The 23725-nt window shown below is 72.8% G+C and carries 23 protein-coding genes and 4 pseudogenes; 12 read left to right on the forward strand and 15 right to left on the reverse strand.

Annotated features, from left to right (window positions below; translation table 11 throughout):
• From EAO70_RS03445 to EAO70_RS03455, 3 genes are all read right to left on the reverse strand, one after another.
• The coding region (locus EAO70_RS03445; RefSeq protein ID WP_148001569.1) for an ABC transporter ATP-binding protein at window positions 1-767 on the reverse strand (767 nt) is incomplete at its 3' end.
• On the reverse strand, window positions 764-1768 hold the full coding sequence (locus EAO70_RS03450) for a FecCD family ABC transporter permease (RefSeq protein ID WP_148001547.1): 1005 nt from the start codon (window positions 1766-1768) through the stop codon (window positions 764-766). The genes EAO70_RS03450 and EAO70_RS03445, both read right to left, overlap by 4 nt.
• The gene (locus tag EAO70_RS03455; protein ID WP_187283705.1) at window positions 1758-2789 is read right to left on the reverse strand and encodes an ABC transporter substrate-binding protein; all 1032 of its coding nucleotides are present in this window, start codon (window positions 2787-2789) and stop codon (window positions 1758-1760) included. Before EAO70_RS03455 ends, EAO70_RS03450 begins: the two co-directional genes overlap by 11 nt.
• 152 nt (window positions 2790-2941) lie before the next feature.
• Here EAO70_RS03455 and EAO70_RS03460 point away from each other — a divergent pair, with 152 nt between their 5' ends.
• Together EAO70_RS03460 and EAO70_RS03465 are read left to right on the forward strand one after the other, a co-directional pair.
• A complete protein-coding gene (locus tag EAO70_RS03460) occupies window positions 2942-4258 on the forward strand; it encodes an MFS transporter (protein ID WP_410091009.1) in 1317 nt (438 codons plus the stop codon).
• Window positions 4259-4299: 41 nt separating this feature from the next.
• The gene (locus tag EAO70_RS03465) at window positions 4300-4662 is read left to right on the forward strand and encodes a S26 family signal peptidase (protein ID WP_148001550.1); all 363 of its coding nucleotides are present in this window, start codon (window positions 4300-4302) and stop codon (window positions 4660-4662) included.
• A gap of 166 nt (window positions 4663-4828) precedes the next feature.
• Here EAO70_RS03465 and EAO70_RS03470 read toward each other — a convergent pair whose 3' ends face one another.
• A complete protein-coding gene (locus EAO70_RS03470; protein WP_148001551.1) occupies window positions 4829-5605 on the reverse strand; it encodes a MerR family transcriptional regulator in 777 nt (258 codons plus the stop codon).
• 95 nt (window positions 5606-5700) lie between these two features.
• Here EAO70_RS03470 and EAO70_RS03475 point away from each other — a divergent pair, with 95 nt between their 5' ends.
• Window positions 5701-6795 (forward strand): serine hydrolase domain-containing protein, encoded by a 1095-nt coding sequence (locus EAO70_RS03475; RefSeq protein WP_148001552.1) that lies wholly within the window; start codon window positions 5701-5703, stop codon window positions 6793-6795.
• Window positions 6796-6943: 148 nt separating this feature from the next.
• A pseudogene (locus tag EAO70_RS38795) lies at window positions 6944-7144 on the forward strand (IS5/IS1182 family transposase); the annotation flags it as partial.
• On the opposite strand, the gene EAO70_RS03485 reads toward EAO70_RS38795, so the two are convergent.
• The 3 genes from EAO70_RS03485 to EAO70_RS03495 all read right to left on the reverse strand — a co-directional run bounded on the left by EAO70_RS03485 (window position 7093) and on the right by EAO70_RS03495 (window position 9415).
• The gene (locus EAO70_RS03485; protein ID WP_261992625.1) at window positions 7093-7425 is read right to left on the reverse strand and encodes a hypothetical protein; all 333 of its coding nucleotides are present in this window, start codon (window positions 7423-7425) and stop codon (window positions 7093-7095) included. The pseudogene EAO70_RS38795 and the gene EAO70_RS03485 overlap by 52 nt on opposite strands.
• 110 nt (window positions 7426-7535) lie before the next feature.
• Complete coding sequence (locus tag EAO70_RS03490; RefSeq protein WP_261992626.1) at window positions 7536-8759, reverse strand: ATP-binding protein; 1224 nt, start codon at window positions 8757-8759, stop codon at window positions 7536-7538.
• The gene (locus EAO70_RS03495; RefSeq protein WP_148001554.1) at window positions 8756-9415 is read right to left on the reverse strand and encodes a response regulator transcription factor; all 660 of its coding nucleotides are present in this window, start codon (window positions 9413-9415) and stop codon (window positions 8756-8758) included. The genes EAO70_RS03490 and EAO70_RS03495 overlap by 4 nt, the downstream gene beginning before the upstream one ends.
• Before the next feature lie 89 nt (window positions 9416-9504).
• Here EAO70_RS03495 and EAO70_RS03500 point away from each other — a divergent pair, with 89 nt between their 5' ends.
• From EAO70_RS03500 to EAO70_RS37570, 6 genes and pseudogenes are all read left to right on the forward strand, one after another.
• Complete coding sequence (locus tag EAO70_RS03500) at window positions 9505-10017, forward strand: hypothetical protein (RefSeq protein ID WP_148001555.1); 513 nt, start codon at window positions 9505-9507, stop codon at window positions 10015-10017.
• A 17-nt stretch (window positions 10018-10034) separates the two neighbouring features.
• Window positions 10035-11105, forward strand: coding sequence for an efflux RND transporter periplasmic adaptor subunit (locus tag EAO70_RS03505; RefSeq protein ID WP_148001571.1), 1071 nt, complete (start codon window positions 10035-10037; stop codon window positions 11103-11105).
• Window positions 11102-11860, forward strand: a pseudogene (locus EAO70_RS03510) (ABC transporter ATP-binding protein); the annotation flags it as partial. The gene EAO70_RS03505 and the pseudogene EAO70_RS03510, both read left to right, overlap by 4 nt.
• Before the next feature lie 176 nt (window positions 11861-12036).
• The gene (locus EAO70_RS03515) at window positions 12037-13239 is read left to right on the forward strand and encodes an ABC transporter permease (RefSeq protein ID WP_148001556.1); all 1203 of its coding nucleotides are present in this window, start codon (window positions 12037-12039) and stop codon (window positions 13237-13239) included.
• A gap of 187 nt (window positions 13240-13426) precedes the next feature.
• Window positions 13427-14350, forward strand: a complete 924-nt coding sequence (locus EAO70_RS03520) for an ADP-ribosylglycohydrolase family protein (RefSeq protein WP_148001557.1) — start codon at window positions 13427-13429, stop codon at window positions 14348-14350.
• 30 nt (window positions 14351-14380) lie between these two features.
• On the forward strand, window positions 14381-14536 hold the full coding sequence (locus EAO70_RS37570) for a hypothetical protein (protein ID WP_187283706.1): 156 nt from the start codon (window positions 14381-14383) through the stop codon (window positions 14534-14536).
• 147 nt (window positions 14537-14683) lie between these two features.
• Here the strand turns inward: EAO70_RS37570 and EAO70_RS38440 are convergent.
• The 7 genes and pseudogenes from EAO70_RS38440 to EAO70_RS03560 all read right to left on the reverse strand — a co-directional run.
• A pseudogene (locus EAO70_RS38440) lies at window positions 14684-14968 on the reverse strand (DUF6087 family protein); the annotation flags it as partial.
• A 316-nt stretch (window positions 14969-15284) separates the two neighbouring features.
• Complete coding sequence (locus EAO70_RS03530) at window positions 15285-15998, reverse strand: glycosyltransferase (RefSeq protein ID WP_148001558.1); 714 nt, start codon at window positions 15996-15998, stop codon at window positions 15285-15287.
• The gene (locus EAO70_RS03535) at window positions 15995-16648 is read right to left on the reverse strand and encodes a class I SAM-dependent DNA methyltransferase (protein WP_261992628.1); all 654 of its coding nucleotides are present in this window, start codon (window positions 16646-16648) and stop codon (window positions 15995-15997) included. The genes EAO70_RS03530 and EAO70_RS03535 overlap by 4 nt, the downstream gene beginning before the upstream one ends.
• Window positions 16645-17454: a PIG-L deacetylase family protein gene (locus tag EAO70_RS03540; protein ID WP_148001559.1), complete on the reverse strand. Its 810-nt coding sequence runs from the start codon at window positions 17452-17454 to the stop codon at window positions 16645-16647. Before EAO70_RS03540 ends, EAO70_RS03535 begins: the two co-directional genes overlap by 4 nt.
• Complete coding sequence (locus EAO70_RS03545; RefSeq protein ID WP_261992629.1) at window positions 17447-18490, reverse strand: acyl-CoA dehydrogenase; 1044 nt, start codon at window positions 18488-18490, stop codon at window positions 17447-17449. The genes EAO70_RS03540 and EAO70_RS03545 overlap by 8 nt, the downstream gene beginning before the upstream one ends.
• Before the next feature lie 539 nt (window positions 18491-19029).
• A complete protein-coding gene (locus EAO70_RS03555; RefSeq protein WP_222723428.1) occupies window positions 19030-19677 on the reverse strand; it encodes a class I SAM-dependent methyltransferase in 648 nt (215 codons plus the stop codon).
• 90 nt (window positions 19678-19767) lie between these two features.
• On the reverse strand, window positions 19768-21123 hold the full coding sequence (locus EAO70_RS03560; RefSeq protein ID WP_148001562.1) for a tetratricopeptide repeat protein: 1356 nt from the start codon (window positions 21121-21123) through the stop codon (window positions 19768-19770).
• 341 nt (window positions 21124-21464) lie between these two features.
• On the opposite strand from EAO70_RS03560, the gene EAO70_RS37575 reads away from it, so the two are divergent.
• Together EAO70_RS37575 and EAO70_RS03570 are read left to right on the forward strand one after the other, a co-directional pair.
• Window positions 21465-21836: an FG-GAP repeat domain-containing protein gene (locus EAO70_RS37575; RefSeq protein ID WP_187283707.1), complete on the forward strand. Its 372-nt coding sequence runs from the start codon at window positions 21465-21467 to the stop codon at window positions 21834-21836.
• A 12-nt stretch (window positions 21837-21848) separates the two neighbouring features.
• A pseudogene (locus EAO70_RS03570) lies at window positions 21849-22580 on the forward strand (HEAT repeat domain-containing protein); the annotation flags it as partial.
• Window positions 22581-22923: 343 nt separating this feature from the next.
• Here the strand turns inward: EAO70_RS03570 and EAO70_RS03575 are convergent.
• Window positions 22924-23556 carry a hypothetical protein gene (locus tag EAO70_RS03575; RefSeq protein WP_148001564.1) on the reverse strand — a complete coding sequence of 211 codons (633 nt, stop codon included), beginning with the start codon at window positions 23554-23556 and terminating at the stop codon, window positions 22924-22926.
• Window positions 23557-23725: the final 169 nt, after the last annotated feature.

Raw genomic sequence — 23725 nt, forward strand, 5'->3', positions numbered from 1 at the left:
CCTCTCGCTCGCGGCCCGGTACTGACGGTCGGGTGTCCCAGGGCGTCGGTGGTGAGTTYGGCGTCGACCTCGAACACCTCGGCGAGCCGATCGGCCGTCAGAACGGCCTCGGGGGTGCCGGCCGCGACCAGGCGTCCGTGGTGCAGGAGGAGGAGCCGGTCGCAGTACCGGGCCGCGAGCGAGAGGTCGTGCAGGGCGAGCAGGACGGTCCGTTCGGTACCGGTCAGCAGCTCCATGAGAGCCAGCTGGTGCTTGACGTCGAGGTGGTTGGTGGGTTCGTCGAGGAGCAGCGCGTACGGCTGCTGGGCCAGCGCCCGGGCGATGTGGGCACGCTGGCGCTCGCCGCCCGAGAGCGCCTTCCAGGAGCGGTCGGCGAGGGCCGTGAGGCCGACGACCTCCAGCGCGGCGGTGATCACCGCCCGGTCGGTGGCGTCGGCTCCGCGCCAGCGGTCCCGGAAGGGGGTGCGGCCGAGGCCGACGACGTCGGCGACGCGCAGATCGCTGTCGGCGCCCGAGTCCTGCGCGACGAAGGCGACGTGACGCGCGATCCTGCGCGGGCTCCAGCCGGCCACCGGGACGCCGTCGTACCGGACCGTCCCCGTGTCGGGGGCCCGGAGCCCGGCCAGGCAGCGGAGCAGGGAGGACTTCCCGGAGCCGTTCGGGCCGAGCAGACCGACGGTCTCGCCGGGAGCGACGGCCGCGCTGACCTCGCGTACGACCCGGGTGCCCGCGAACGACCAGCTCAGGTTGTCGGCGGTGATCCTCACAGTTCCCCCCTCCTGCGCAGGACGAGGAGGAAGAGCGGTACGCCGAGGAGCGCGGTGATCACTCCGACGGGGACCTCGCGGGGCGCGAACGCGATCCGGGCGAGAGCGTCCGTCCACACGAGGAACACCGCGCCGGCCAGCGCCGCGTACGGCAGGAGCACCCGGTGCAGCGGTCCGACGAGGAAGCGCACCCCGTGGGGCACGATGAGTCCGACGAAGCCGATGGCGCCGACGGTGGCCACGGCGACCGCGGTCAGCGCGGAGGTCACCACGAGCAGCAGCATCCGGGTGTGCCGCACGTCGATGCCGAGGGACGCGGCGGTGTCGGTGCCGAACGCGAGGCCGTCGAGGGCGTTCGAGCACAGCCACGCGACCGCGAGACCCAGCGGGGTGACGATCGCGCAGACCACGACGGTGTTCCAGCGGGCGGGGGCCATCGATCCCAGCAGCCAGTGGGTGACGGCCCGGGTCGTGTCCGCGTCGGCCGAGGCCATCAGGATCAGCGACGTCAGGGCGGTGAGCAGCTGCCCGACGACCACCCCGGTGAGGACGATGCGGACGGAGTCGAGGCCGGTGCGCCGCAGCAGGAGGAGGAGCAGGGCGAAGGAGAGCAGGGCGCCCGCGAGAGCGCCGCCGGTGACTCCCAGGGTGGTGGCGCCGATGCCGAGGACGACGACGGCCACCGCTCCCGTCGATGCGCCGGACGAGATGCCGAGCAGGTAGGGGTCGGCGAGGGCGTTGCGGGTGACCGCCTGGAGCACCGTGCCGCACACGGCGAGCGAGGCGCCCACGAGCGCGGCCATCAGGACGCGGGGCAGCCGCAGGTCCCACAGCAGCGAGTCCACCAGCGGGGGCAACGGCTCGACGTCCAGGCCGAGACGGGTGGCGAGGACGCGGGCCAGGTCGGTCCAGCCGGTGTCGGCGGTGCCGATGCGGACCGCGGCGGCGGGCGGGTCAGTCGCGGCTACCGGACCCCTGGCAGCAGGCGGGTCAGTGGGCATGTCCGAGGTCCTTCATGCCCTGGGCGAGCAGCCCGAGGGCGTGCACCGAGCGGACGGAGGGGTCGAGTTCGATGCCCGGCACCTCGATGATCCGGTTCTCGCGGACCGCGGCCAGCCGGGAGATCACCGGGTGCGCGGTCATCGTGGCGCGCTTCTCGGCCGCGCTGTCGCCGGGGCGGCCCCGCTCGGAGAGGTCGCCGATCACGATGACGTCGGGGTCGCGGCGGGCGACCTCCTCCCAGGAGACCTCGGGCCAGTCCTCGTCGACGTCGTCGAAGGCGTTCTTCGCTCCGACGATCCGGCTCATCTCGCTGGGGAGGCCGGTCCCGCCCGCGACGTACGGCATGCCGTTGAAGACGGAGTAGAGGTAGACCACGGTGGGCCGGTCCGCGTCCCGTGGTGCGGCGGAGGCGTTCGCGCCCGCCCGGGCGACCGCGGCGCGCTGCTCCGCGGCGAGCTTTCCGGCGCGCTCCTCGGCGCCGAAGAGCCTGCCCAGGTTCTCGTAGTCGGAGAAGAGCAGCTCGAAGGGGGTCCGGCCGGGCGGGTTGTGCTGCGGGCAGTCCACGGCGCTGACGAAGGTGGGCACCTTCAGGGCGCCCAGCTCCTCGCGGGTGCCGGCGCGGTCCGCGGTGTAGAGGTCGGCCGAGCCGGCCATGACGAAGTCGGGCGTCGCCGCCCGCAGTTGCTCGCCGGTGGCGATCCTCGGCGCGATCACGGGGATCTTCGCGTACGCGGCTCGGTACGGAGCGGGGATCTTGGTCTTGAGGTTGGCGGTGCCCGCCATCCGGTCCTGGAGGCCGAGTTCGAGCAGGGTCTCGGTCGAACTCTGGTCCAGCGCGACGGCCCGCTTGGGCGGCTTGGAGAGCGCCACGTCCTGGCCACAGCTGGTGACGGTGGCCCGGGCGGGCGGATGTGCGGCGGGTTCGGCGTCGGCCGCGGACCCGCCGCCGCCTGCGGTGGAGCAGCCCGCGGTGGCGAGGGCGAGGGTCAGGGCGATACCGATTCGGGCGGGGTGGCGCATGGGTTCTCCGGTCTGGGAGGGGCAGGCAGGGGTGTGTCGTGCACCGGGCAGGAGTGCCGCGTTCGAAGGGTACTGTAATGGCAATCATTTTCATTAACGACCCCGGGGGCGGTTCGCCGAGCCGCTCCCCCACCTCCGAGGAGCAGCTCACCGTGGCAACCACACCCGCGCCGACGGCGACCAAGTCGCCTTCCCCGCCCCCGCGTTCGATCGTTCTCGATCCGGCGTTCCTGCGCCTGTGGGCGGGGACGACCGCGTCCGGCCTCGCGACCTGGGCCCTGCCCTTCGTCCTCGGGCTCGCCGTGCTCCACCGCGATCTGGGCGCCGCGGGACTCGGACTCGTCCTGGCCGCCCGCACCGCCGGCTTCCTCCTCGCCGTCGCCGTCGGCGGCGTGCTCGCCGACCGGCACTCCCGCCGCGCGGTGGTCCTCTGGTCCGCCCTCGCGGCGGCGGCCGCCGCTCCGCTGCTCGCCGCGGGTCTCGGCCGGTCGCTCGTGCTGATGACGTTCGCGGCGGCCCTCGCCGGCGCCGGACAGGGCGCCTGCCGGCCCGCGTTCCAGGCCCTCACGGCAGAGACCGTCGAACCGGGCCGGCGGCAACAGGCCAACGCCGCCATGACCATGGCGGTACGCGGCTCCACGCTTGCCGGACCAGCGCTGACCGCGCTGCTCGCCGCGTTCCTGGACGTCCGCACCCTGCTGCTCGGCATCGGGGCGCTGTGGCTGGTCGCCGCACTCGCGCCGGGCAAGGGGAGCGTTGCTGCGGGCGCCGCAGAGCCGGGTGCGGAGCCGGCTGCCGGTGCGGACGGCGTTCCCGACCCCGCGTCAGGGCCGTCCGCGGACCGTGCCCCGCGCGCCGGGTTCCGTGCCGAGTTCCTGGAAGGCATACGGGAGGCACGCCGCCACCCCTGGTTCCTCGGCGGACTCGCCGCCCTCGTCGCGGTCATCGCGCTCGGCTACTCCGCCACCAGCGTCGCGCTGCCCCTGATCAGCCGGGACCGTTACGGCACCGAGTGGGTGCTGGCCGCCGCCATGACCGCGTACACGGTGGGCGCGCTCGGCGGGGCGCTGGTCATCGCCCGCTGGCGGCCGCGCTCCCAGGGCTGGGCCGCGCTGGCCGGGCTCGGCGCCTACGGGGTCGCGCCCCTGAGCCTGACGCTGCCGGTGCATCCGGCGGTGGTCGTCGCGGCGTACGCCGTCGCCGGGATCGGCATCGAGCTGTTCAACGTGCCCTGGTTCACCGCCACCCAGCGCGAGGTCTCCCCCGACAAGCTGGCCCGGGTCTCATCGCTGGACTTCCTGGTGTCCTACGGCCTCGCGCCGGTCGGTCTCGCCCTGATCGCCCCGGCGATCGGCCGCTTCGGCGTCACGCCGGTGCTCGCTGTGTGCGCCGCGGCCTGCTTCCTCGTGCCGGCCGCGGCGGCCCTGGTCCCCACGGCCCGCCACTTCGCGCGTCCGCCCGCGCGGTAATCCGGTGGAGCGGCGCCGGGGCCGCGCGTCACGATCCCCGGATGGGTGCCATGAGCGCCGTCGCGGGCAGGGTCGCAGGCGGGGCCACCGTGACGTTCCGGCCCAGCGGCTCCTCGATGATCCCGCTGATCCGCAGCCGGCAGCAAGTCGTCGTCGTCCCGGTCGACCCGGCGAAGGTGGAGGTCGGCGACGTCGTGCTCGCCCGGGTCGCCGGGACGGTGTACCTGCACCTGGTGTCGGCCGTCGACCACGACAGGAAGCGGGTGCAGATCAGCAACAACCGCGGCCGGGTGAACGGCTGGACCGGCCACGCGCGGGTCTACGGCATCTGCGCGGCGGTCGACGGAGTCGCGCGGTCGGGAGCAGCGGGCAAGTCCCCCGCGACCGACCCCGGCGCCTCCTAGGGGTGTCCGGCGGATCATGGCCGGGTCTGTGACGCCTGTGGCGCGCGAGGCGTCCCCTACGCCCTGAGGTACGCCCTGAGGGCCAGGGGAGACCCCATGCACCAGACGTCGCGGGCTGTCCGGCCGTGCTCCGCCGGACACGCCCCAACCCCCAGGGGGCAGGCGATCACTGACGCGGGATCTCGATGCCCGCCGCGTGTAGGTGCCCCTCGACCAGCGTGTTCAACCGGGCGATGGACGGCGCCTCGTCCTCCCGGTGGTGGTTGACCACGCCGTACCGGGAGTCCGCGTCGGGCCGGTGCGGTCGCTCGGCAGGCGGTGTCAGCAGCGCGCGGTCGCCCAGCAGGTTGGCGGCCACCGCTGAGGCCAGCTCCTCGATCCGCGGGTCGTCGGGATCCCAGGACCTTGCCTCCCAGCCGCGCTTGGTCAGCTCGACGAACTCCGGGTCTTCGAGACGGTGCTCGAGGCTGGTCAGGAAGAGGTCGAAGATCTCGGGAGTGAGCGCCCGCGACAGCACGAGGGCCTCCCGCTGGGTGGTGACGTAGTCGGGGCTGAAGTCGAGCTCGGCGAGTCGCTCAAGGACCGCGCAGGCCCGGTCGGGCAGCAGGGCGCGGTCTCCGTGGGCGAGCCGGTGCAGGGTGTCGCGGCGGGCGGTCAGCTCCTCGATCTGTTCGGTGAGCCGGCGGCGGACGTCCTTCAGGGCGGTGGCGAACCGATCGGGCTCGGCGTCGAGCAGCTCGCCGATCTCGGCCAGCGGCACGCCCGCCCCGGCCAGGGCCCTGACTTGGACAAGGCGCAGCAGGTCGGCCGACCCGTAGCGCCGGTAGCCGGAATGGTCCCGCTCCGGTTCGGCGACCAGGCCGAGCCGGTGGTAGTGCCGCACCGTCTTGACGGTGATCCCGACGTAAGCCGCCGCCTGACCGATCGTGAGCCCCTCTGCCATGGGGTGAGAGTAACGCCCTTCTGTCGCCTTGACCTTGACCTTGGGTCAGGGTCCACGCTCATCTCACACCCGCTGACGCGAGATGAGGAATCACCATGACTGAGCAGAACACCGCCGCCGCGCAGGACCGCCCCGAGCTGCGGAAGGCCATGCAGGAGATCGTCGACGCCGGTTTCGCCGGGGTGCAGCTGCGCGTGAACGACGAGCTCGGCGAGTGGGTCTGCAGCGCCGGCGTGAGCGAGCTGGGCCGGACCGTGAAGCCGCCGACCGACGGGCACTTCCGGGTCGGCAGCGTCACCAAGACCTTCGTCGCGACCGTCGTGCTGCGGCTCGTGGACGAGGGCAGGCTCGGCCTTGAGGACCTGGTGGCCGACCACCTGCCCGAACTCGGGCTCGACCGGCGGATCACGGTGAGGATGCTGTTGCAGCACACCAGCGGGATCTTCAACTTCACCGGCGAGTTCTCCGCCGACGGGACGGTCGAGCCCGGTGTGGTCGCCGGCTTCGGCAAGGAGTGGGTCGACCTCCAGTACGCGACCTTCCGGCCGGAGGAGCTGGTACGGGGAGCGCTGGCGAAGCCGGCGCGGTTCGAGCCGGGGTCTGCCTGGAGCTACTCCAACACCAACTACGTACTGGCCAGGCTGCTGATCGAGAAGGTCACCGGACGTTCCCTGCCGCAGGAGACGCACCGGCTGATCCTGGGCCCGCTCGGACTGACGGGCACCGTACTGCCGGAGACCCGGGAGGAGATCCCCGAGCCGCACGCCCACGGCTACTTCGGCTACGACGACGCCGGCCAGTGGAAGGTGGTCGACACCACCCGCTTCAATCCCTCCTGGGTGTCCGCCGCCGGCGACATGATCTCGACCAGCCGGGACCTCCACACGTTCTTCTCCGCCCTGAACGGCGGCAAGCTCATCTCGACCGAGCTGCTGGCCGAGATGCGCGTCCCGGGCCCCACGATGGGTTACGGCCTGGGGGTGTTCGTGGAGGAGCTGGAGGGTGGGGGCACCGTCCTCCACCACAACGGAGGGTTCTGGGGCTGGGGCGCGCTGATGTACAGCACGCCCGACGGCACCAAGACCCTGACCGGCTCGGTGACCGGCGGGGACGCCGAAATGGACCTGCCCACCATGGCCGGGACGTTCGAGAAGGTGAAGCAGACGCTGGTCAAGGCCGTGTTCGCGTAGGGGCCGGCGGGCGTCCCTTGGCGGGCGCCCCTGGCCAGGACTCGTCCGGCCGATCATGTGACTGGTTCGTCCACTGGTCGTTGATGTGGACATGGGGCGGGGCGATCTGACGGATGCCGAGTGGGAACGGCTGCGGCCGTTCCTTCCGGCGGCCCGTCTGCGCAAGGGTTCACGCGGCGGGCGTCCAACGGGCTTCGACGAGGAGCGGTACAAGGAGCGAAACACCCTTGAAAGGGCTATCAACCGTGTGAAGCAGTCCCGGGCCGTCGCCACTCGCTACGACAAGCACGGTTACGTCTACCTTGGCACCGCGACAGCGGCAGCCGTGGCCATCTGGCTCCGGACCTGACGGTCCGCAAGGGAGCTCAAAGACCGCCCCTCGGCTGGCCTCTGGTGCCCACACGGCACCTGGCCACCGTTCTTGTCGATGACCTCGGCATCGTTGCCAGAGTTCACCCACACCGTGATGCCCTGACCGTGCACGACCACCTGGGACGGCGACTCCTCCGGCTCCGTCTCAGTCACCACCGTGAACTCCTCACCCGGACGCATCCAGTGATCGGTTCCCCATGGCTCGACCCACAGGCAGAGCTTGCCGCTTGTCTCGTTGCTCACGCTCGTCTTCGACACGCTCGCACCCTGACCAGCAACATGATCGACCGGACAAGTCCTAGCGGGCGCCGGTCGGCGCCGGTCCGCGCGTGAACGGCCGCGCCATCACGCGATCACCCGCCGCCGCGTCACCCCTTCCCTCCCCCGAACCGCACCCGTACCGTCAGTCCGCCGCCCTCCGGATTCGGGTGCGCCTCCGTCCGTGCGTCGTGGGCGCGGGCGATCGACGCGACGATCGAGAGGCCGAGTCCGGCGCCCTCGCCCGGGGCGTGGGTGCGCTCGGTCAGCCGGCGGAACGGCTCGAACAGCAGCGGGACCGTTTCCCCCGGGATCTCGGGTCCGGTGTTCGTCACCTCGATGCCCCCGGGTCCGGTGCGGACCTCGACCCGGCCCCCGGGGACGTTGTGCCGTACGCCGTTGGCCACGAGGTTGTGCACCAGCCGGTCGAGGAGCACCGCGTCGCCGTCGACCGTCAGGGGCCGGGCCCGTACCGACACCGTCACCCGGCGCTCCGCCGCCTCGGTGCCCATCGCCTCGGCCGCCCGGCGCGCGACCTCGTGCACGGCCACCGGACGGCGCTCCCGGAGTCCCTGGTCGGACGCGGCCAGCAGCAGGAGTCCCTCGATGATCCGTTCGCTGTCGTCCGCGACCTCGATCAGCTTCGTCCGGATGCGGGCGACCCGCTCCGGCGACGGGTCGCCCGCGAGCCCGATCTCGGCGGCCGCGCGCTGCACCGCCACCGGTGTGCGCAGTTCGTGCGCGGCGTTCGCCGCGAACCGCTGCTGGGCGGAGACCAGCCCCTCCATCCGTCCGAGCATCCCGTCGAAGGTGTCGGCGAGCCGCTTCAGTTCGCCCGGCGGACCGTCGAGCGCGATCCGTTCGTGCAGGTTCTCGCCGGACAGCCGGCGGGCCGTCTCGGTGATGACGGCGACCGGCCGGAGCACCCGGCCCGCCATCCACCAGGCGAGCAGGACGGAGAGCACCGCGTACACCAGGAGCACGATCAGGGAGACCGTCAGGAGTCGTTCCAGGGCCGCCGACTCCGCGGCGCCGCTCACCGAGCGCGTGATCGCGAGCACCTCGCTCGGGAGGGTGGTCGCGGCCGACGGGGCCGGGCTCGCGGTCACCGGGCTCGCCGGGACGGCGCTGGCGAGCGCGCTCGGATCGGGGCTCGGCAGCTCCCCGAGCCGCCGTGCCGGTACGGTCCCGGTGACCGCCAGGCTGATCGACGAGTACAGGCCCTCCTTCACGAGGAAGTACACGACCCCGGTCAGCAGGGCGCCCGCGAGCAGGAGGAGCCCGCCGTACAGCGCGGTCAGCCGGGCCCGCTCCCCCGTCACGACCCGCTTCACGAGGCGATCCGGTAGCCCGAGCCGGGGACCGTCTCCACCACCGGCGGCTCGCCCAGCTTCGCGCGGAGCTTGCTCAGCGTGACCCGCACGGCGTTGGTGCGGTAGCTGGTGTTCTCCTCCCAGACCTGCTCGATCAGGTCCTCGCCGCTGACGACGGCGCCCTCGGCCCGCAGCAGGGACTCCAGGACGGCGAACTCCTTGCGGGAGAGCTGGAGATGGCGTCCGTCGCGGCTGGCCTGCCGGCGGGCGGAGTCGAGGACGATCCCGGCCCGCTCCAGCACGGGCGGCAGCGCGGGGCGGGCGCGCCGGCCGAGGGCGAGGACCCGGGCGAGGAGCTCGTCGTACGCGAAGGGCTTGGCCAGGTAGTCGTCGGCGCCCAGGCCGAGTCCCTCGACCCGGTCCCGTACGGTCCCGGCCGCGGTCAGCATCAGCACCCGGGTCATCAGCCGCTGGGCGACCACGCGGCGGCAGACGTCGTCGCCGTGCAGCCCGGGCAGGTCCCGGTCCAGGACGAGCACGTCGTACTCGCCCAGCCGCAGTTTCCGCAGTGCTTCGAGGCCGTCCGCCGCGACGTCCACGGCGAGCGCGTCGCGGCGCAGCCCCTCGGCGATCATCTCGGCGAGAAACGCCTCGTCCTCCACCACCAGTACGCGCATGCCTCCTGTGTATCCGAAGGCGACCTTTCGCCGGTGTAAACGAAACCGCTGAGGGAAACGAAACACCCCTTCGCGGCACGCTCCTCGCCATGACGATTCGACGGATCACCCGGGCCGCCGCCACCTCGCTGGCCGCCGCCCTCGCCCTGCTCGCCACCGCCTGTTCGGGAGCCGGCTCCGACGCTGCCGGCTCGGGGAGCGGGACGAAGGACGGGAGCGTGAGCGACGAGGGCAAGAAGGCCGACCAGGCCTTCGAGCACCGCAAGTGCCTCCGCGAGCAGGGGCTCGACGTGCCCGAGCCCAAGCCGGGCGAGCAGGGCGTCGGCCTCACCATCGGCGGTGACGGCATGTCCAAGGAGAAGATGGAGAAGGCGTTCAAGGCCTGCCAGGACAAGGCCGGCGGCGCCGGATTCGGCAAGGAGCCGACGCAGGCCGACAAGGACAAGGCGCTCGCCTACGCGAAGTGCATGCGGGAGAACGGCTTCAACATGCCCGACCCGTCGTTCGACGGCGGCGCGCAGGCGGCCCTGCCGATACCCCGGGGCGCGGAGAAGCAGAAGTTCGACAAGGCCGCCAAGGCCTGCGAGAGCGTGGCCCGGTGAGCGGCGGCGAACGTCCGATGGCGCGGCGCCGGCTGGTGCTCGCCCTCGCGGCGATCGTGGCCGTCGCGGGCGGCGGGGCGGCGGTCACCGCCGTGTCCGCGCCCGACCGGGAGGCGCGGGATGCCGGTGCCGCCGACTCCAAGGGGGTGCCCGCCGAGACCGCGCCCGTCACCCGGGGCGACCTCAGCGACAGCTCCCAGCAGGACGGCACGCTCGGCCACCTCGGCGAGCGGAAGATCAACGCCGGAACCGCCGGGGTGCTGACCTGGGTCGCGGCGGGCGGCACGGTCGTCGAGCGGGACGGACGGCTGTACGAGGTGGAGGGCCGTCCGGTCCGGCTGATGTACGGGGCCGAGCCGATGTACCGGACGCTGAAGACCGGTGACAAGGGCAAGGACGTCCGCCGGCTGGAGGAGAACCTCGCCGCCCTCGGGTACGTCGGGTTCGACGTCGACGAGGAGTACACCGCGAAGACGGCCGCCGCCGTGAAGCGCTGGCAGAAGTCCCACGACCTGAAGCAGACCGGGACCGTCGGCCCGGACCTCATCGCCTTCGCGGGCAGTGCCGTACGGGTCAAGGAGGCGGGTGCCGCGCCGGGCGACCGGATCGCACCGGGCGGGCCGGTGCTCACCGTGACCGGATCCGAGCGGGTGGTCCGGTTCAGGATCCCCGTGGCGGAGGCCGGGTCGGCGAAGGCCGGCACCCGGGTGACGGTACGGCTGCCGGACGGCACGGCACTGCCCGGCAGGGTGTCGGCCGTGGGAAAGACCGCGTCGGCGGGCGACGACCCGCAGGACAGGACGCCGAAGATCTCCGTCACGGTCTCCTTCGACCAGCCGGAGAAGGTGCAGGGCATCGACCAGTCACCGGTCACCGTCGACCTGACCGGCGAGACCCGCCGGGACGTCCTGACCGTGCCCGTGAACGCGCTGCTCGCCCTGCCCGGCGGCGGTTTCGGCGTCCAGGTCGTCGAGAACGGCACGGCACGCGACATGGAGGTGAAGCTCGGCATGTTCGGGCAGGGCCGGGTCGAGGTCACCGGCGAGGGGCTGCGCGAGGGCATGAAGGTCGGGGTGCCGTCCGCATGACGACGACCGCGACGACATCACCGGTCCCCTCGGCCCCGACTCCCCCCGGGACACCACCCCCGGTCGTCCGGCTCCGCGGCGTCACCAAGGAGTACGCGGGCGGGGTACGGGCCCTCGACGGCGTCGATCTCACGGTCGCGGAGGGCGAGTTGCTCGGCATCGTCGGCCCGTCCGGGTCCGGGAAGTCGACCCTGCTGCACATCGTCGGCACCCTGGACCGGCCCAGCGCCGGCACGGTGGAGATCGCCGGGTACGACATCGCGTCCCTGTCGGACCGCAGGCTGTCGGCGCTGCGCGCCCGCCGGATCGGGTTCGTCTTCCAGGCCTTCCACCTGGTGCCCGGCGTGGGCGCGCTGGAGAACGTGGCCGAGGGGCTGCTGTACTCCGGGCTCCCGCGCGCCCGGCGGCGGAAGCTGGCCGCCGAGGCGCTGGCGCGGGTGGGCCTGGCGGACCGGCTGAAGCACCGGCCGCACGAGCTGTCCGGCGGGCAGAAGCAGCGCGTGGCCATCGCGCGCGCCGTGGTGGGCGAGCCGGCCCTGCTGCTCGCCGACGAGCCGACGGGCGCGCTGGACTCGGCGTCCGGCGAGGCGGTGATGACCCTGCTGCACGAGCTCAACGCGGAGGGCGCGACGATCGCCGTCATCACCCACGACACGGAGATCGCCGGGAGGCTGCCGCGACAGGTGCGGATCCGGGACGGACGGGTGGTGGAGGACACGTCCCCGGGGTCCGGCGGGGCGGGGACGTCAGGCGCCACCGGCGCCACCGGCGCTCCGGGCACGGCGGGCGCCGCCGGTGGGGACGGTGCGCGCGACACGACGGACGCCTCCGACGGCGCTCGCGACACGACGGACGCCTCCGACGGGGCCCGCGGTACGACGGACGCCTCCGGCGATCCCGGCCCGTCCGGTGACGGAAAGGTCGCGGCCTGATGCCCCGTACGAGGAGACTCACGGCAGCCCGGCTCGGCCCGCGGGACGTCCTCCACGTGGGCTCCGCGGGCCTCCGGAGCCGGCCCGTGCGAGTGGTGCTCTCGGCCCTCGGGATCGCCATCGGGATCGCCACGATGATCGCGGTCGTCGGCATCTCGGCCTCCAGCCAGGCCGAGTTGCTCCGCCGGCTCGACGCGCTCGGCACCAACATGCTGGTCGCCGAGCCGGGCGAGGGGATGTTCAGCGGGCAGGAGGTCAAGCTCCCGAAGGACGCGGTGGGGATGGTCGGCCGGATCGCCGGGGTGGAGAAGGCCGCCGGCACCGGGGACCTCAGGAGTTCGGTGCGCCGATCCGAGAAGATCCCGGAGGCCGAGACCGGCGGGATCGCGGTCAAGGCGGCGACGGGGGACCTGCTCGACGTCCTCCGGAGCGGACTCGCGTCCGGCGCCTGGCTGAACGCCGCCACCGGCCGCTACCCCTCCGTGGTCCTCGGTCACGTCGCCGCCGAACGGCTCGGCATCACCGGGCCCGGCCGGCAGGTCTGGATCGACGACCGGTACTTCACGGTCATCGGCATCCTCGATCCGCTGCCGCTCGCGCCGGAGATCGAGCGGTCGGCCCTGGTCGGCTGGCAGGGCGCGGAACGGCTGCTGGGCTTCGACGGGCACCCGACGAGGGTGTACGAGCGGTCCTCGGACGCGTCCGTCGAGGAGGTGCAGCGGCTCCTCGCCCCGACGATCGACCCGCAGAACCCGCAGAACGTGTCGGTGGGCGATCCGTCCTCGGCGCTCAAGGCGAAGGCGGCGACGGAAGGCGCGTTCTCCACCCTGCTCCTCGGCCTCGGGGGGATCGCGCTCCTGGTGGGCGGGGTCGGCGTGGCCAACACGATGATCATCTCGGTCCTCGAACGCCGCCACGAGATCGGCCTCCGCCGGTCCCTCGGCGCGACACGGGGCCAGATCAGGATCCAGTTCGTGACGGAGTCCCTGATGCTGTCCGGCCTCGGCGGCCTGGCGGGGGTGGCGCTCGGCGGCGCGGCGACGGGCGTGTACGCGGCTTCGGGCGGCCTGCCGTGGGTCGTACCGCTGTGGGCGGTCGGCGGCGGCTTCGCCGCGACCCTCGCGATCGGCACGGTCGCCGGGCTCTACCCGGCCGTCAGGGCTTCGCGGTTGTCACCGACGCTGGCCCTGGCGACGGCGTAGCGACCCCGGACACCGCCGCGCGGCACCTCGGAACGCCCCCCGGCCACGCGGCACACCACCGACCGGCACCCTCCCCGACGCCCCCGGCCACCCGGCACACCACCGACCGGCCGGGGGCGTCGGAGGTCGCGGGCCACGGCGCCGAAAACGCGGTGCCCGGCGGGCGGTCCGCTGTGATACTCGTCCGATGATCACCCTGCCGACCGCCGTCCTCGACTCCTTGCACGGGCTCGCCTTCGGCGACGCCTTCGGCGACCGCTGGTTCGGCATCCTGCGCCGCGAGGGCCCGGCCGCCCTGGAGGCCCGGACCCCTCCCCCGGAGCCGCTGTGGGAGTGGAGCGACGACACCGCCCAGGCCGTCGTCCTCGTCCGCGAACTCGCCGACGGCGGCGGCGCCGTCGACCTCGACTGCCTCGCCCTGGGACTCGCGGCGGCGTACGCCGAGGACTCCCACCGCGGGTACGGCGCCTCGATGCACGACGTGCTCCGCCGGATCGGCGCGGGCGAGCCCTGGCGGGAGGTGGTCGCCGGGCAGTTCGACGGGCAGGGTTCCTGGGGCAACGGGGCGGCCATGCGGGTCGCCCCGCTCGGCGCCTGGCTCGCGGCCGACCTCGACGCCGTGGCCGAACAGGCGGCCCGGCAGAGCACCGTCTCCCACCACCATCCGGAGGCGGTCGCCGGGGCGGTGGCGGTCGCCCTCGCGGCCGCGCTGGCCACACGCAGCCGCGGCGGACCCGCACCGCGAGCGCCCGAGTTCCTCCGGGAGATCGCCGCCCGCCTGCCCGGGAGCGACGTCCGGTCGGGCCTGCGGATCGCGGCCCGGATGCCGGAGCGCACTTCGGTGCGGCACGCCGCGGAGGTACTGGGCTCCGGCTACCGCATGTCAGGGCCCGACACCGTCCCCTACGCCCTGTGGTGTGCGGCGAGGCACCTCGACGACCTGGAGGAGGGCCTGTGGCACACGGTCGGGGGGCTCGGTGACATCGACACGACCTGCGCGATCGCGGGCGGGGTGATCGCCTCGCGCACCGGAGTCTCCGCCCTCCCCGCGACCTGGCACGCGGCCCGCGAGGCACTGCCACCCCTGCCGCCGGCCGAGCCCATGCGCTGACCGGAAGCCCGGGCGAGGGGACTCTCCCGGGTGTCCGGCGTCCGCGTCGACGGGGCCTGGGGCGGGATCCGGCCGACCGCGCCTCCGGAGGAGTCCACCCCCGCCTTCCAACGCCGCCTCGACACCGCCGGCGTCACCACCTGGTTCACCCTCCACCCCACTCTCACCGCCGCCCTCACCCGCTGACCGCCGCAAGCAGACTCCCCGGGACCCCGCCGCATGGCAGGCGGCGGCCGGTGCCGCCATGGGGGTCAGAGGTGCAGGTGCTGCGCACCGGTCGGCCCGACCTCCCAGACCCGACCGTAACGGCCTGACGAAGGCTGCAGGCAGGCGTATCGGTTCGCCGGCGGCCGCCTGTTCGTTCACCCACTGCATGGCGTCCGCGAGGTTCGCCGCGATGCCTGCGGGATCGTACGAGAATCCGTTCCACTCCTCCAGTGCCCGTGGCTCCTCGGCGCGGAGGTGCCCGCCACCGCCGTGCAGCGGGCGGTGACGGCGGTGGGCGTCGAGTGGCGGACGGCGCCGCTTGTCGTACGCGGCGAGCGGGTCGCCAGGGTCCACGTCCGGGATGGCGCGAGACGGCTCGTTCGGTGGTCCGGGTCGAGAGTGCTTGCCCATGCACTCGATGGTCTCTCGCAGCGTCAGTCCGTGCAGTCCCCGAAGGTCAGCAGCGGGTCGGCGGCGGGCGCATCGCGCCGACTGCCGGGGTGGAGGCGACCAGCGCACGCAAACGCCCGCCACGGGCCCGCGCTACGCCTCCGAATGCCGTTGCTTCGCCGCAGCCGCTGCGTCGGCACGATGCCGACCATGGGGGCGGCGCATCCTTGCAGAAGGTGGGTGACCTCGCTGTGGAGGCGGGCCACGGAACCAATCCAGTAAAAGGGCACACGTCGGCTCCTTGGCATATAAGAGGCGCGCGAGTTGCCGCGTTCTGTCACGCCCCCTCGGACACCTCGCCTAGTTCCCTCAGGAACGCGCCGAATCCATGCGGCGCGCGTGGAGTAGTCCGTCCGGAGGTGGTGACGGGACAGGCGTCTGTGCGCAGTACGCGGGTGTGGGCGGGCAGGGCGGCGACGAGGGCGTGGTCCTCCCCGTACGGCACGGCGGGAAAGCCGCCCGCCCGCAGATAGGTGTCCGCGCGGATGCCGAGGTTGGCCCCGTGCACGTGGGGATGCACCCAGCCGGGTCCATCGTGGCCGGCGAAGTAGTGCGCGTCGTGCAGCGCCCGTACCGGCGGGGCGAGAGACGGGTGGGAGGCGACGCGGACGGTGCCGACCAGGCACTGGCGGCCCCGGCGGGCGTGGTGCAGGTGGTGGATGAGCCAGTCGGGCGGGACCCGGCAGTCGGCGTCGGTGGTGGCGATCCAGGTCTCCTCGGGGCGCGTCCCGCAGAGCTCCAGGGCCCGCGCCACGGCGGCGGCCCGGGCGGCACCGGCCATCCGGTGCGAGACCTCCACCACGTGCGCCCCGTGCCGGATCGCCGTGGCCGCGGTGGCGTCCGTGCAGGCGTCAGCTGCGACCACGACCGTGCATGGCGGGACCGCGGCGAGGCGCCGGGCGCGGTGGACCGAGCGAAGCGCCGCGGGAAGGTCCACGGATTCGTTGTGCGCCGGCACCGCCACGACCAGTGCGCTGATCGTGGCGGTCACACCAGGCCCTCGGCGGCGGCCGGCGAAGGCGGCAGGCTGCCGTCGGGCAGGGGACGGGTGTATGTGCCGAGGGTGAAGTCGGGGTCGGTGAAGCCGGGCCCGATGACGAGTCCGGGCACGGCCTCCAGGTACGGGCGCAGCTGCTCGCCGGTCAGCCGGTGCTCGGGTACGGGGTGGTTCCAGTGCACGGTCACCAGCGAGCCCCCGGGTTCCAGGGAGGCGACGGTCTGGTGCAGGGTCTTCTGCAGCTGGGCGTCGTCGAAGTAGTACAGCAGCTCGGACAGCACCACGAGGTCGAAGCGGCCGGCGGGCCACTGGTCCGGTACGACGAGGTGCTCGACGCTGACGTGCGGCTGGTCGCGGTTGCGCGCCGCCGCCGTCTCCACGGCTCGTTCCACCCGGTCGGCCGCCACCACCTCGTCGCACCGTCCGGCCAGCATCCGGGTGAGTACTCCGGCGGAGCAGCCCGGCTCGAACGCGCGGCGATAGCGGCTCCGGGGCAGGGCGGCCAGCGTCAGCGCGTACTTGCGCTGCTCGTACCAGCGGTTTGCCAGGTCCCAGGGGTCGGCGGTGTCCGCGTACATGCGGGCGAAGTAGCTTTCCGGCGTGGAGGGTCCGGTGTCGTGCACCGGCGGGTCCGCGTCCTTCATGCGGTGTCTCCTTCGAGGAAGACGGTTTCGAAGAGGCGTTGGTGGTGGTCGAGTTCGTCCGGGGGCAGCACCACGCCCGGGTGGTCGGCGAGCGGCGCGATCTGTGTGCGGAAGCACCGCACGGCGGCCTTCTTGCGGTTCAGCAGCTCTGTGGTCAGCGGCAGGCGGCGCAGGCGGTCCCAGGGCACGCGGGCGTCACCGGGAGTGGCCCAGTGCCACATCCACACGGGGTACTGCCACAGGGGAACGGCCGCGGCCGCCGCGGCCGTCCTCGCGGCCCGGCCAGCCGCCTCGTGGTCGGCGTGCAGATCGCCGCTCCACGGAGCCACACACAGCCCTGCGCCCGTTTCCCGCACCAGCTGCTGCACCCGCGCGGCAACCAGATCTTCCGCTTCGTCCACGCGCGTGTCCGCGATGCCCATCCGGTACCGGAAAGCGGAGTCGAGGCCGAGCACGTCCAGTGCCTCGGCCAGCTCCCCCTGTCGTACCCGCGCCAGTTCGGGCGGGGGCAGCACCCGGCTTCCGGGATGGGAGCCCTCCCCGTCCGTCAGCGTCAGCACGTGCACCTGTTGTCCCGCCGCCGCCAGCCGGCTCGCAGTCCCTCCGAACCCGAGGACCTCGTCGTCGGGATGGGCCGCTACGACGAGCACCGGCCCGTTGGGCAGCACAGCCTCGGACCAACGTTCGCGCCCGGCCCAGGCGGCCCACACCTCCTCGGCAGTGCCTGCAGCATCGATGGCGTCGGCAGCCCGTTGGCGATCGGCGGCGAGCGGACGCGGAAGATCGGTGGCGGGCCGTTCAGCCATCGGTCCCCGCCTTCGCGCCGACAGCGTCCGCCGTCTCCTCCGTCACCAGACGGCCCAGCGCGGCGAGATCACGTTCGGCATGGTGCTGACGGATGTAGACGGTGAGGTCGGCGACCCGCTGGGCGTGCTCGGCGTCATGGCACAGAGGCCCGGCGCCGAGCGCTCGGCCGACCTCGTCCAGTACACGCGCGCAAACATCGGCAACCAGGGCGCGCACCCGGGCCACACGCAACTGGGCGGGCGGACCGTCCTCCAGCGGCTCGGCGTCGATCGCGGCCGCGGCGATGTCGAGCGCCCACTGCGCACTGTGCAGCAGGACGTCCACGGAGCCCAGGTGGGCCGCCACCAGTGGGTCCGGCGCGCGATGACGTGCCGCTGCGAACAACGCGTCGGCGACGCCCCGGGCGCCACCCAGCCAGCACGCGGCGACCCCCACCCCGCCGTGGGCGAAGCCGGGACGCCTCAGGTAGGCGTCCACACCACCTACCGCCCGTGCCGGCACCGCAGTGAACCGCACGTCCGGGGTATCGCTCCCCGCCATGCCCACCGCGCGCCACGTACCGGCGACCGGGGCGTACCCCGGGTGGCCGGTCGCGACGGCGAACAGCCGGTATCCGTCATCGGTGTCAGCGGTGACCAGCGCGTGCGTGCAGGTGTGCGCACCGGAGCAGTACCCCTTCAGCCCATCGAGCAGCCAACCGCCGTTTCCGTCCGGACGCGCGCGCAGAACGGCCCCGGGCGGTCGCGCTGCCCACACCCCCCAGCGTTCCCCCGCGGCCGGTGCAGGTGCGCCGAGCTCGTGCAGGATGGCCGTGGCGTCCGCGTGCCCTTCTGCCAGCCGGGCAAGTGAGAGGTCCGCCCGGCCCAGCGACTGCAACGCCGTGAATCGCTCCTGCGTCCTGCCCGAGCCGGGCAGCGGCAACCGCTCGGCCCCGTCCTCCACCCACCGAGCGAACCGCTCGGCGGCGACGTGCTCCGTCGTTTCGGCCGGATCCAGATTCGGGCTCGGGTTCTGGGATGTCAGAGAGGTCGCCATGATCTACGGGTACACCCAGAATCCGTTCTCATGCATCGCGAACGCATCATCCTGATGGTCCGCTCGCGAGCCTTCGGCAGACCACCGGCCGTGTAGGACGGCCGACAGCACTTCTGTGGCATCCAGAGCTGGCCTACAGCCGTTCGGATGTAATCCGGAAACTGCACGAAGCCCTTGCCGAGAACTTCGAGAAGATCGACGACTCCGGTCGCGACGCCTAGGCCGTTTCCTTCGGATCATCTGATCGCGGGGTGGTATGTGTCGTTGACTGACCCCCTCCCTGGGGGCGAGGGAACGACTCGCCTCTTCGTTGATGCCGCACTCGACTGCGTGACGCTGACGGTATTCGACGGGATCGGAGCTCGGTGGCCGGCCGCCCCGCGCGCCTCGCGACCAGTCGGTCGACCCGTGGAAGCAGGAGCCGCTGCCCAGGTCGTAGGAGACCGGCCCCGGCTCACTGCCGTCCGCGTGGAAGCTTCCTCGACCAAGGTGGTCAGCTCCGCGGTGATGATCGCGCTGTCGCTCATGACCGCGCATCCTCAGTTGCTGATCTCGCTCCGGGTGGGGCTCAGGACCCAGACGCCGTAGGCCTCGTTCGCGGGATGCAGCTGGTAGGTGCCTGCCCGCAGGTCGACGCGGAGTCCAACGGCCGCGAGGTCCTCCTCGAATTCGGCCGCGGTGTAGACGTGAGCGTGCGGGGGCCGGTCCTGGAGGTGGAAGCCGATCAGGATCCGGCCGCTTTCGCCGAGAACGGCGCGCATCGCATGCAGGGCCGCGCGTTCGGTGCCCTCGGCCAGGTACACCATGACGTTGCCCACGCAGACGACCAGGTCGAACGGGCCGTCGTCGGGGCCGAGGTCGAGGATGTCGCGCTCCTGGATCGGCAGCCCGGGGTAGGTCTCCCGGGCCTGTCGGACCAGTGCCTCGTCGGGCTCGATCGCGACCACGTCGTGCCCGCACCGCAGAAGTGCTGCAGTGACCCGGCCCATGCCGGCACCGGCGTCGAGCACTCGGGCGCCGCGCGGCAGGAGCGTGTCGGCGAGCCGGGCCTCGCCGTCGATGTCCTCTCCGGCGGAGACGAGCGCGGCGAACCGCTTGCCGAAGTTCTGGCTGTTGCCCGCCTCCTGCCAGCGGGTCCGCCGCGTCGTCATCGGGGTCTTGTGTGTGCCGGCATGGCCCTTGCTCATGCTCCCCATCCTAGGACTGGCGGCGAACACGTGAATGACTCCACCAGCCATCGAATGATGGGCAGTCATCATCAGCACTCGGTCGGGGCTTCAGAATGGCGGCTCGTCGGACCACAGGTGCGTCGTCGGCACGAGCGGTGGCGGTGGGCTTCTGTGCAGCAAGATGGCCAGGGCCTCCTCTATGTGGCCGAGGTCGATGAGGTAGCCGGCGAGGTCATGGTTGTTGCCGCGGTCGTGCTGTTGGAGGACGGTGACGGCTTCCTCGATGCGCCCGGCACCGGCGAGGAGGTGTGCCATGTGCTCCGCCGCGTACCAGGTGTTGCCTTCGGGGTGGGCTCGGGCCCGTTCGACCGCCGCGTCGGCCCCACTGCAGGCGGCGATCAGCGGCAGCCGCATCCAGAACAGGTCCCACCCGTCCTCGCCCCCGCGCCGGGCGGCGAGGGCATCGAGGTGGGCCAGGCCGTCGGCGGGGCGGCCCTGGTCGAGGCACAGTTCGGACAAGGCGTGGAGAATCCAGTCGTCGCCGGGGTGGGCGTCGGCCTGGGCTCGCATCACGGCGATCGCCTCTCCACCACGTCCGTGTCGGGCCAGGAGTCGCGCAAGCTCGTGAGCCAGGTTCGGGTCCCGGGCCGCAGGACCGCCGGCCTGCCCGTATACGGCGATCGCGCCCTCCACGTCGCCACCCTCCTCCCGCAGCTCCGCCAGCTGCTGTACAGCCTCCTCATGCCCGTCCCGCGCGGCGTAGGCGCGTAGCTCCTCGATGCGGTCGTGCCGGGCCAACAGGCCGGCCAGCTGGTCCCGGCTGTTGACCGAGACGATCTGTCGGCGGCGGAGCAGAGCGATGGCCTCATCGATCCGGCCCTGCCGCTCGCGGATCGTCGCGAGCAGGCCGAGCACCGTGTCGGTATCGAGGCTGCGGCAGCACCACGGGCCGTCGCAGCAGTGGCCGGCCCGGATCCGGCCGGCGAGCAGCGCGGCGGCCTCCTCGGCGCGGCCGGCAACGGAGGCGACGTCGACCAGGGTGGTGGCAAGGATCCAGTCGTCGACGTGCGGCACGAGCAGGCCGAAGGCCTCCTCGGCGCGGCCGTGCCGGGCGAGCAGCCGCGTGTGGGCCTCCAGAGCCAGCGGGTGCCCGGCTTCCATACGGGTCCTGCTGATCTCGATCGCCTCGTCGATGCGGCCCCAGCCCTCCAGCGACTCGACCACGGCAACGACAGCCGTCCACCAGCCCGTCGCCGCATACGGGTCGAGCACCTCCAACGCGTCGGCCTCTCGGCCCTGCTCACCCCACACCCGCGCCCACGCCAGCGCGCAGAACCACTCCCCCCGTCCGGCCTGCTGCTCCACCACGTCGGCATGGCCGTGTTCGAGCAGCCGCGAGACCAGCTCCGGCGGTATGCAGCCGGACCGCGTCCGGGCCCGATAGTCAAGATCAACAGCGTCCACGGCCACGCACCATAGCGCCCGCCCCCGACACCAGCCCGAACACCCCCGACAGCCTCGAGTGCAGCACACGTGGAACGACGTCCCCGCCACTCGGCGGGGACTGGTGCGGGTCCGGGCGACACTGGTGCGATGACCTTCGAAGGAGGACTCGGCGAAAGCGGCTGGGACCGCGACGGGGCACCCGGGCAAGGGTCGGCGGCGGCTGGGGAATCTCCAACCACCTCACCGCGGGCCTCGACGTCAGCGGCGACGGTCGCCGCGACCTCCTCGCCACCGACAAGGACGGCGTCCTGTGGCTCTACAAGGGCACGGGCTCCCTCAGCTCGCCCTTCCAGCCGCGCGTGCGGGTCGGCGGCGGGTGGGGGATCTACAACAAGGTCACCGCCACGGGGAACATCGGCGGTGGCCCGGCCGGAGACCTCATCGCCCGCGACAAGAACGGCGACGACTGGCTCTACCTCGGCAAGGGCGACGGCACCTTCGCCACCCGGACCCAGGTGGGCACCACCTGGGGCTACTACACCGACCTGATCCCCGTCGGCGACGCCGATCGCGACGGCCGTGCCGACCTTGTCGTCCGTCATGTGACCGGCGGCGGCTCGGGCAGCCTCAGCTTTCACCGCGGCAGCGGCAACTGGCGCGACCTCTTCCCGAACTCGGAGAGGATCGACGCGGCATGGGGGTTCCTCAGCGACGGCTCCCTGCTGTTCTGACCCGCTGCCCAGCTGTTGTCTGCGCGCAACCCGCGTACCCGTTCGGCAGGCGTCACCGCGCTGAGGAGGGCGGCGCGGACAGAGGAGGCCGAGCTGTATCTCAGCGACCGCTCCGCTCTCGTGCGTGCTTGCGCCCGCTACGTCGTCCGGCAGCAGGGAGGTGACCCGGCGGCCTGGTACCGGGCGCGGTGCACGGTAGCGGGTGACCCCGCGCTGCCGCCCGGTGCGGTCATCGGGCTGGCCGAGTGCGGAAACCGTGCGGACGCGGGACTGCTGCGGCCACTGCTCGAGCACCCGTCGGCCGGGGTTCGGGCGCAGGCGGTGGAAGGGCTGCGCGCACTGGACTGCGTCGATGTGGATCGGCTGAAACCGCTCCTCGAAGACCCTGGTACAGGAGTCGTCCGCCAGGCCGCCGCCAGCCTCCTGCCCTCCGCGAAGGAACTGCCCGCCGACTGGCTCTTGGAGCGCACCGGTTCCACGTGGCCGCGGCACGTCCGCGTCGGCGCATTCCGGCTGCTGGACGCGCGCGGCGGCATCGTCGCGCTGCGGGCTGCGGTCGGTCTGTTCCAGGACCCGGACAAGAAGCTGCGCACCTGGGCCGGACAAGCAGTGCAGCGCTGGCATCCGTCGCCGGACGCCCGGCGCGGCGACGCGGAGGTGGGCGAGCTGCTCGACCGCAGCCGACACCTCTTCAGCGACTACGTACTGCGCCGACGCAGGTGGGAAGCCGGGCTGGACAACTGACCCGCCCGGCGGTCAGAACTCCCCTCAGCACCCACCGTTCAGTGGCCCGGGTCTCATGCCGCTCTGACAGCCATAGGAGACGACGTCGTAGAGCGACGCGGTCACGAACGACGTCGGCGTAGTACTGGGAGCTGAGGGCCGCGGATTACGAGCACGGGGATTCCCGCGAACTCAAGCCAGCTGGTCGACTGCTGCCGAGGGAGGCCTTCTCCGCGGCGACGCCGGGGCGTCTCCTGGACAGGCGCCTCGCCACTGCGCGCAGTGCGGGACGGCGTGGTCCACGTCATCGGCGTTCCCCAGCCCGCCGGGGCACGGTGACGGGCGGACCGGGGGCGCCCCGCGCTCAGGTGCGGTTTTCGTCGACGAGCCCGATCAGGACGTCCATGTCCGGTACGTCGAGTGCCGGTATGCGCAGCCAGTGGAACGGGAGACCGTACGCGCCATCCTCGGCCGCGCGGTACTCCACGCGCAGCAGCGCGCCCAGCTCGCTTTCGTCCTGGTCGGCGATGACGACGCTGTAGCGGCACGAGGTGATGCTGTGCCAGGAGATGTCCTTGCCGTCGTGGCGCAGCCCGTTTGGGGTGGCGGTGAGCGGGCCGAACTCCACCTCCTCGCCGGCCGCGAGGGACGCCCTGGCCCGGGCGAGGTGCAGCGCGGTCACAGGCTCCCTGATCCGGTCCACCAGAGGTGCCATGACAGAGGGCGAAGACGGAGAGATGCGGCCCGAGAGGAAGACGGCTTCTGGTGTGGTGACGGGCGGGTCGGTCATCCGCGAGGCGAAGACTGTGCCATCGGTGAACTCCATCCGCAGCATGTGTACCCACTGCGTGACCACCGTGCCGTCCGGTGCATGGCTGCCGTCAACGTCGTTGGCGCACCACAGGCGGGCGACCTGCGCCCACCGGTACACGTGGGGGCCGCCCGTGCCGTCGTCCTCGGTCAGCACCACGCCGTCGCCGAACACCGCGAGCGTCACCGCCTGCGGTCCGTCGGGCCTGACGGCTTCTCCGGCCAGTCTCCCGTGCACCGGCCCGGCCGGCAGTTCACATCCCGGTCCGGAACGCGGTTGCGCAGTCTCCGGCGCGTCACGCTCACGCGTGGCCCGTCTCCGCCACCAGCCACCCATGCGTCCCCCGTTCGGTAAG

The sequence above is a fragment of the Streptomyces sp. adm13(2018) genome (assembly GCF_008042145.1).
GTDB lineage: Bacteria > Actinomycetota > Actinomycetes > Streptomycetales > Streptomycetaceae > Streptomyces.

Bases quoted from the DNA above. Each gene is read 5' to 3' on its own strand.
- EAO70_RS03450 (WP_148001547.1), bottom strand. From the start codon at position 1,768: ATGCCCACTGACCCGCCTGCTGCCAGGGGTCCGGTAGCCGCGACTGAC.
- EAO70_RS03455 (WP_187283705.1), bottom strand. From the start codon at position 2,789: ATGCGCCACCCCGCCCGAATCGGTATCGCCCTGACCCTCGCCCTCGCC.
- EAO70_RS03465 (WP_148001550.1), top strand. From the start codon at position 4,300: ATGGGTGCCATGAGCGCCGTCGCGGGCAGGGTCGCAGGCGGGGCCACC.
- EAO70_RS03470 (WP_148001551.1), bottom strand. From the start codon at position 5,605: ATGGCAGAGGGGCTCACGATCGGTCAGGCGGCGGCTTACGTCGGGATC.
- EAO70_RS03475 (WP_148001552.1), top strand. From the start codon at position 5,701: ATGACTGAGCAGAACACCGCCGCCGCGCAGGACCGCCCCGAGCTGCGG.
- EAO70_RS03495 (WP_148001554.1), bottom strand. From the start codon at position 9,415: ATGCGCGTACTGGTGGTGGAGGACGAGGCGTTTCTCGCCGAGATGATC.
- EAO70_RS03500 (WP_148001555.1), top strand. From the start codon at position 9,505: ATGACGATTCGACGGATCACCCGGGCCGCCGCCACCTCGCTGGCCGCC.
- EAO70_RS03505 (WP_148001571.1), top strand. From the start codon at position 10,035: ATGGCGCGGCGCCGGCTGGTGCTCGCCCTCGCGGCGATCGTGGCCGTC.
- EAO70_RS03515 (WP_148001556.1), top strand. From the start codon at position 12,037: ATGCCCCGTACGAGGAGACTCACGGCAGCCCGGCTCGGCCCGCGGGAC.
- EAO70_RS03520 (WP_148001557.1), top strand. From the start codon at position 13,427: ATGATCACCCTGCCGACCGCCGTCCTCGACTCCTTGCACGGGCTCGCC.
- EAO70_RS03535 (WP_261992628.1), bottom strand. From the start codon at position 16,648: ATGAAGGACGCGGACCCGCCGGTGCACGACACCGGACCCTCCACGCCG.
- EAO70_RS03540 (WP_148001559.1), bottom strand. From the start codon at position 17,454: ATGGCTGAACGGCCCGCCACCGATCTTCCGCGTCCGCTCGCCGCCGAT.
- EAO70_RS03545 (WP_261992629.1), bottom strand. From the start codon at position 18,490: ATGGCGACCTCTCTGACATCCCAGAACCCGAGCCCGAATCTGGATCCG.
- EAO70_RS03555 (WP_222723428.1), bottom strand. From the start codon at position 19,677: ATGAGCAAGGGCCATGCCGGCACACACAAGACCCCGATGACGACGCGG.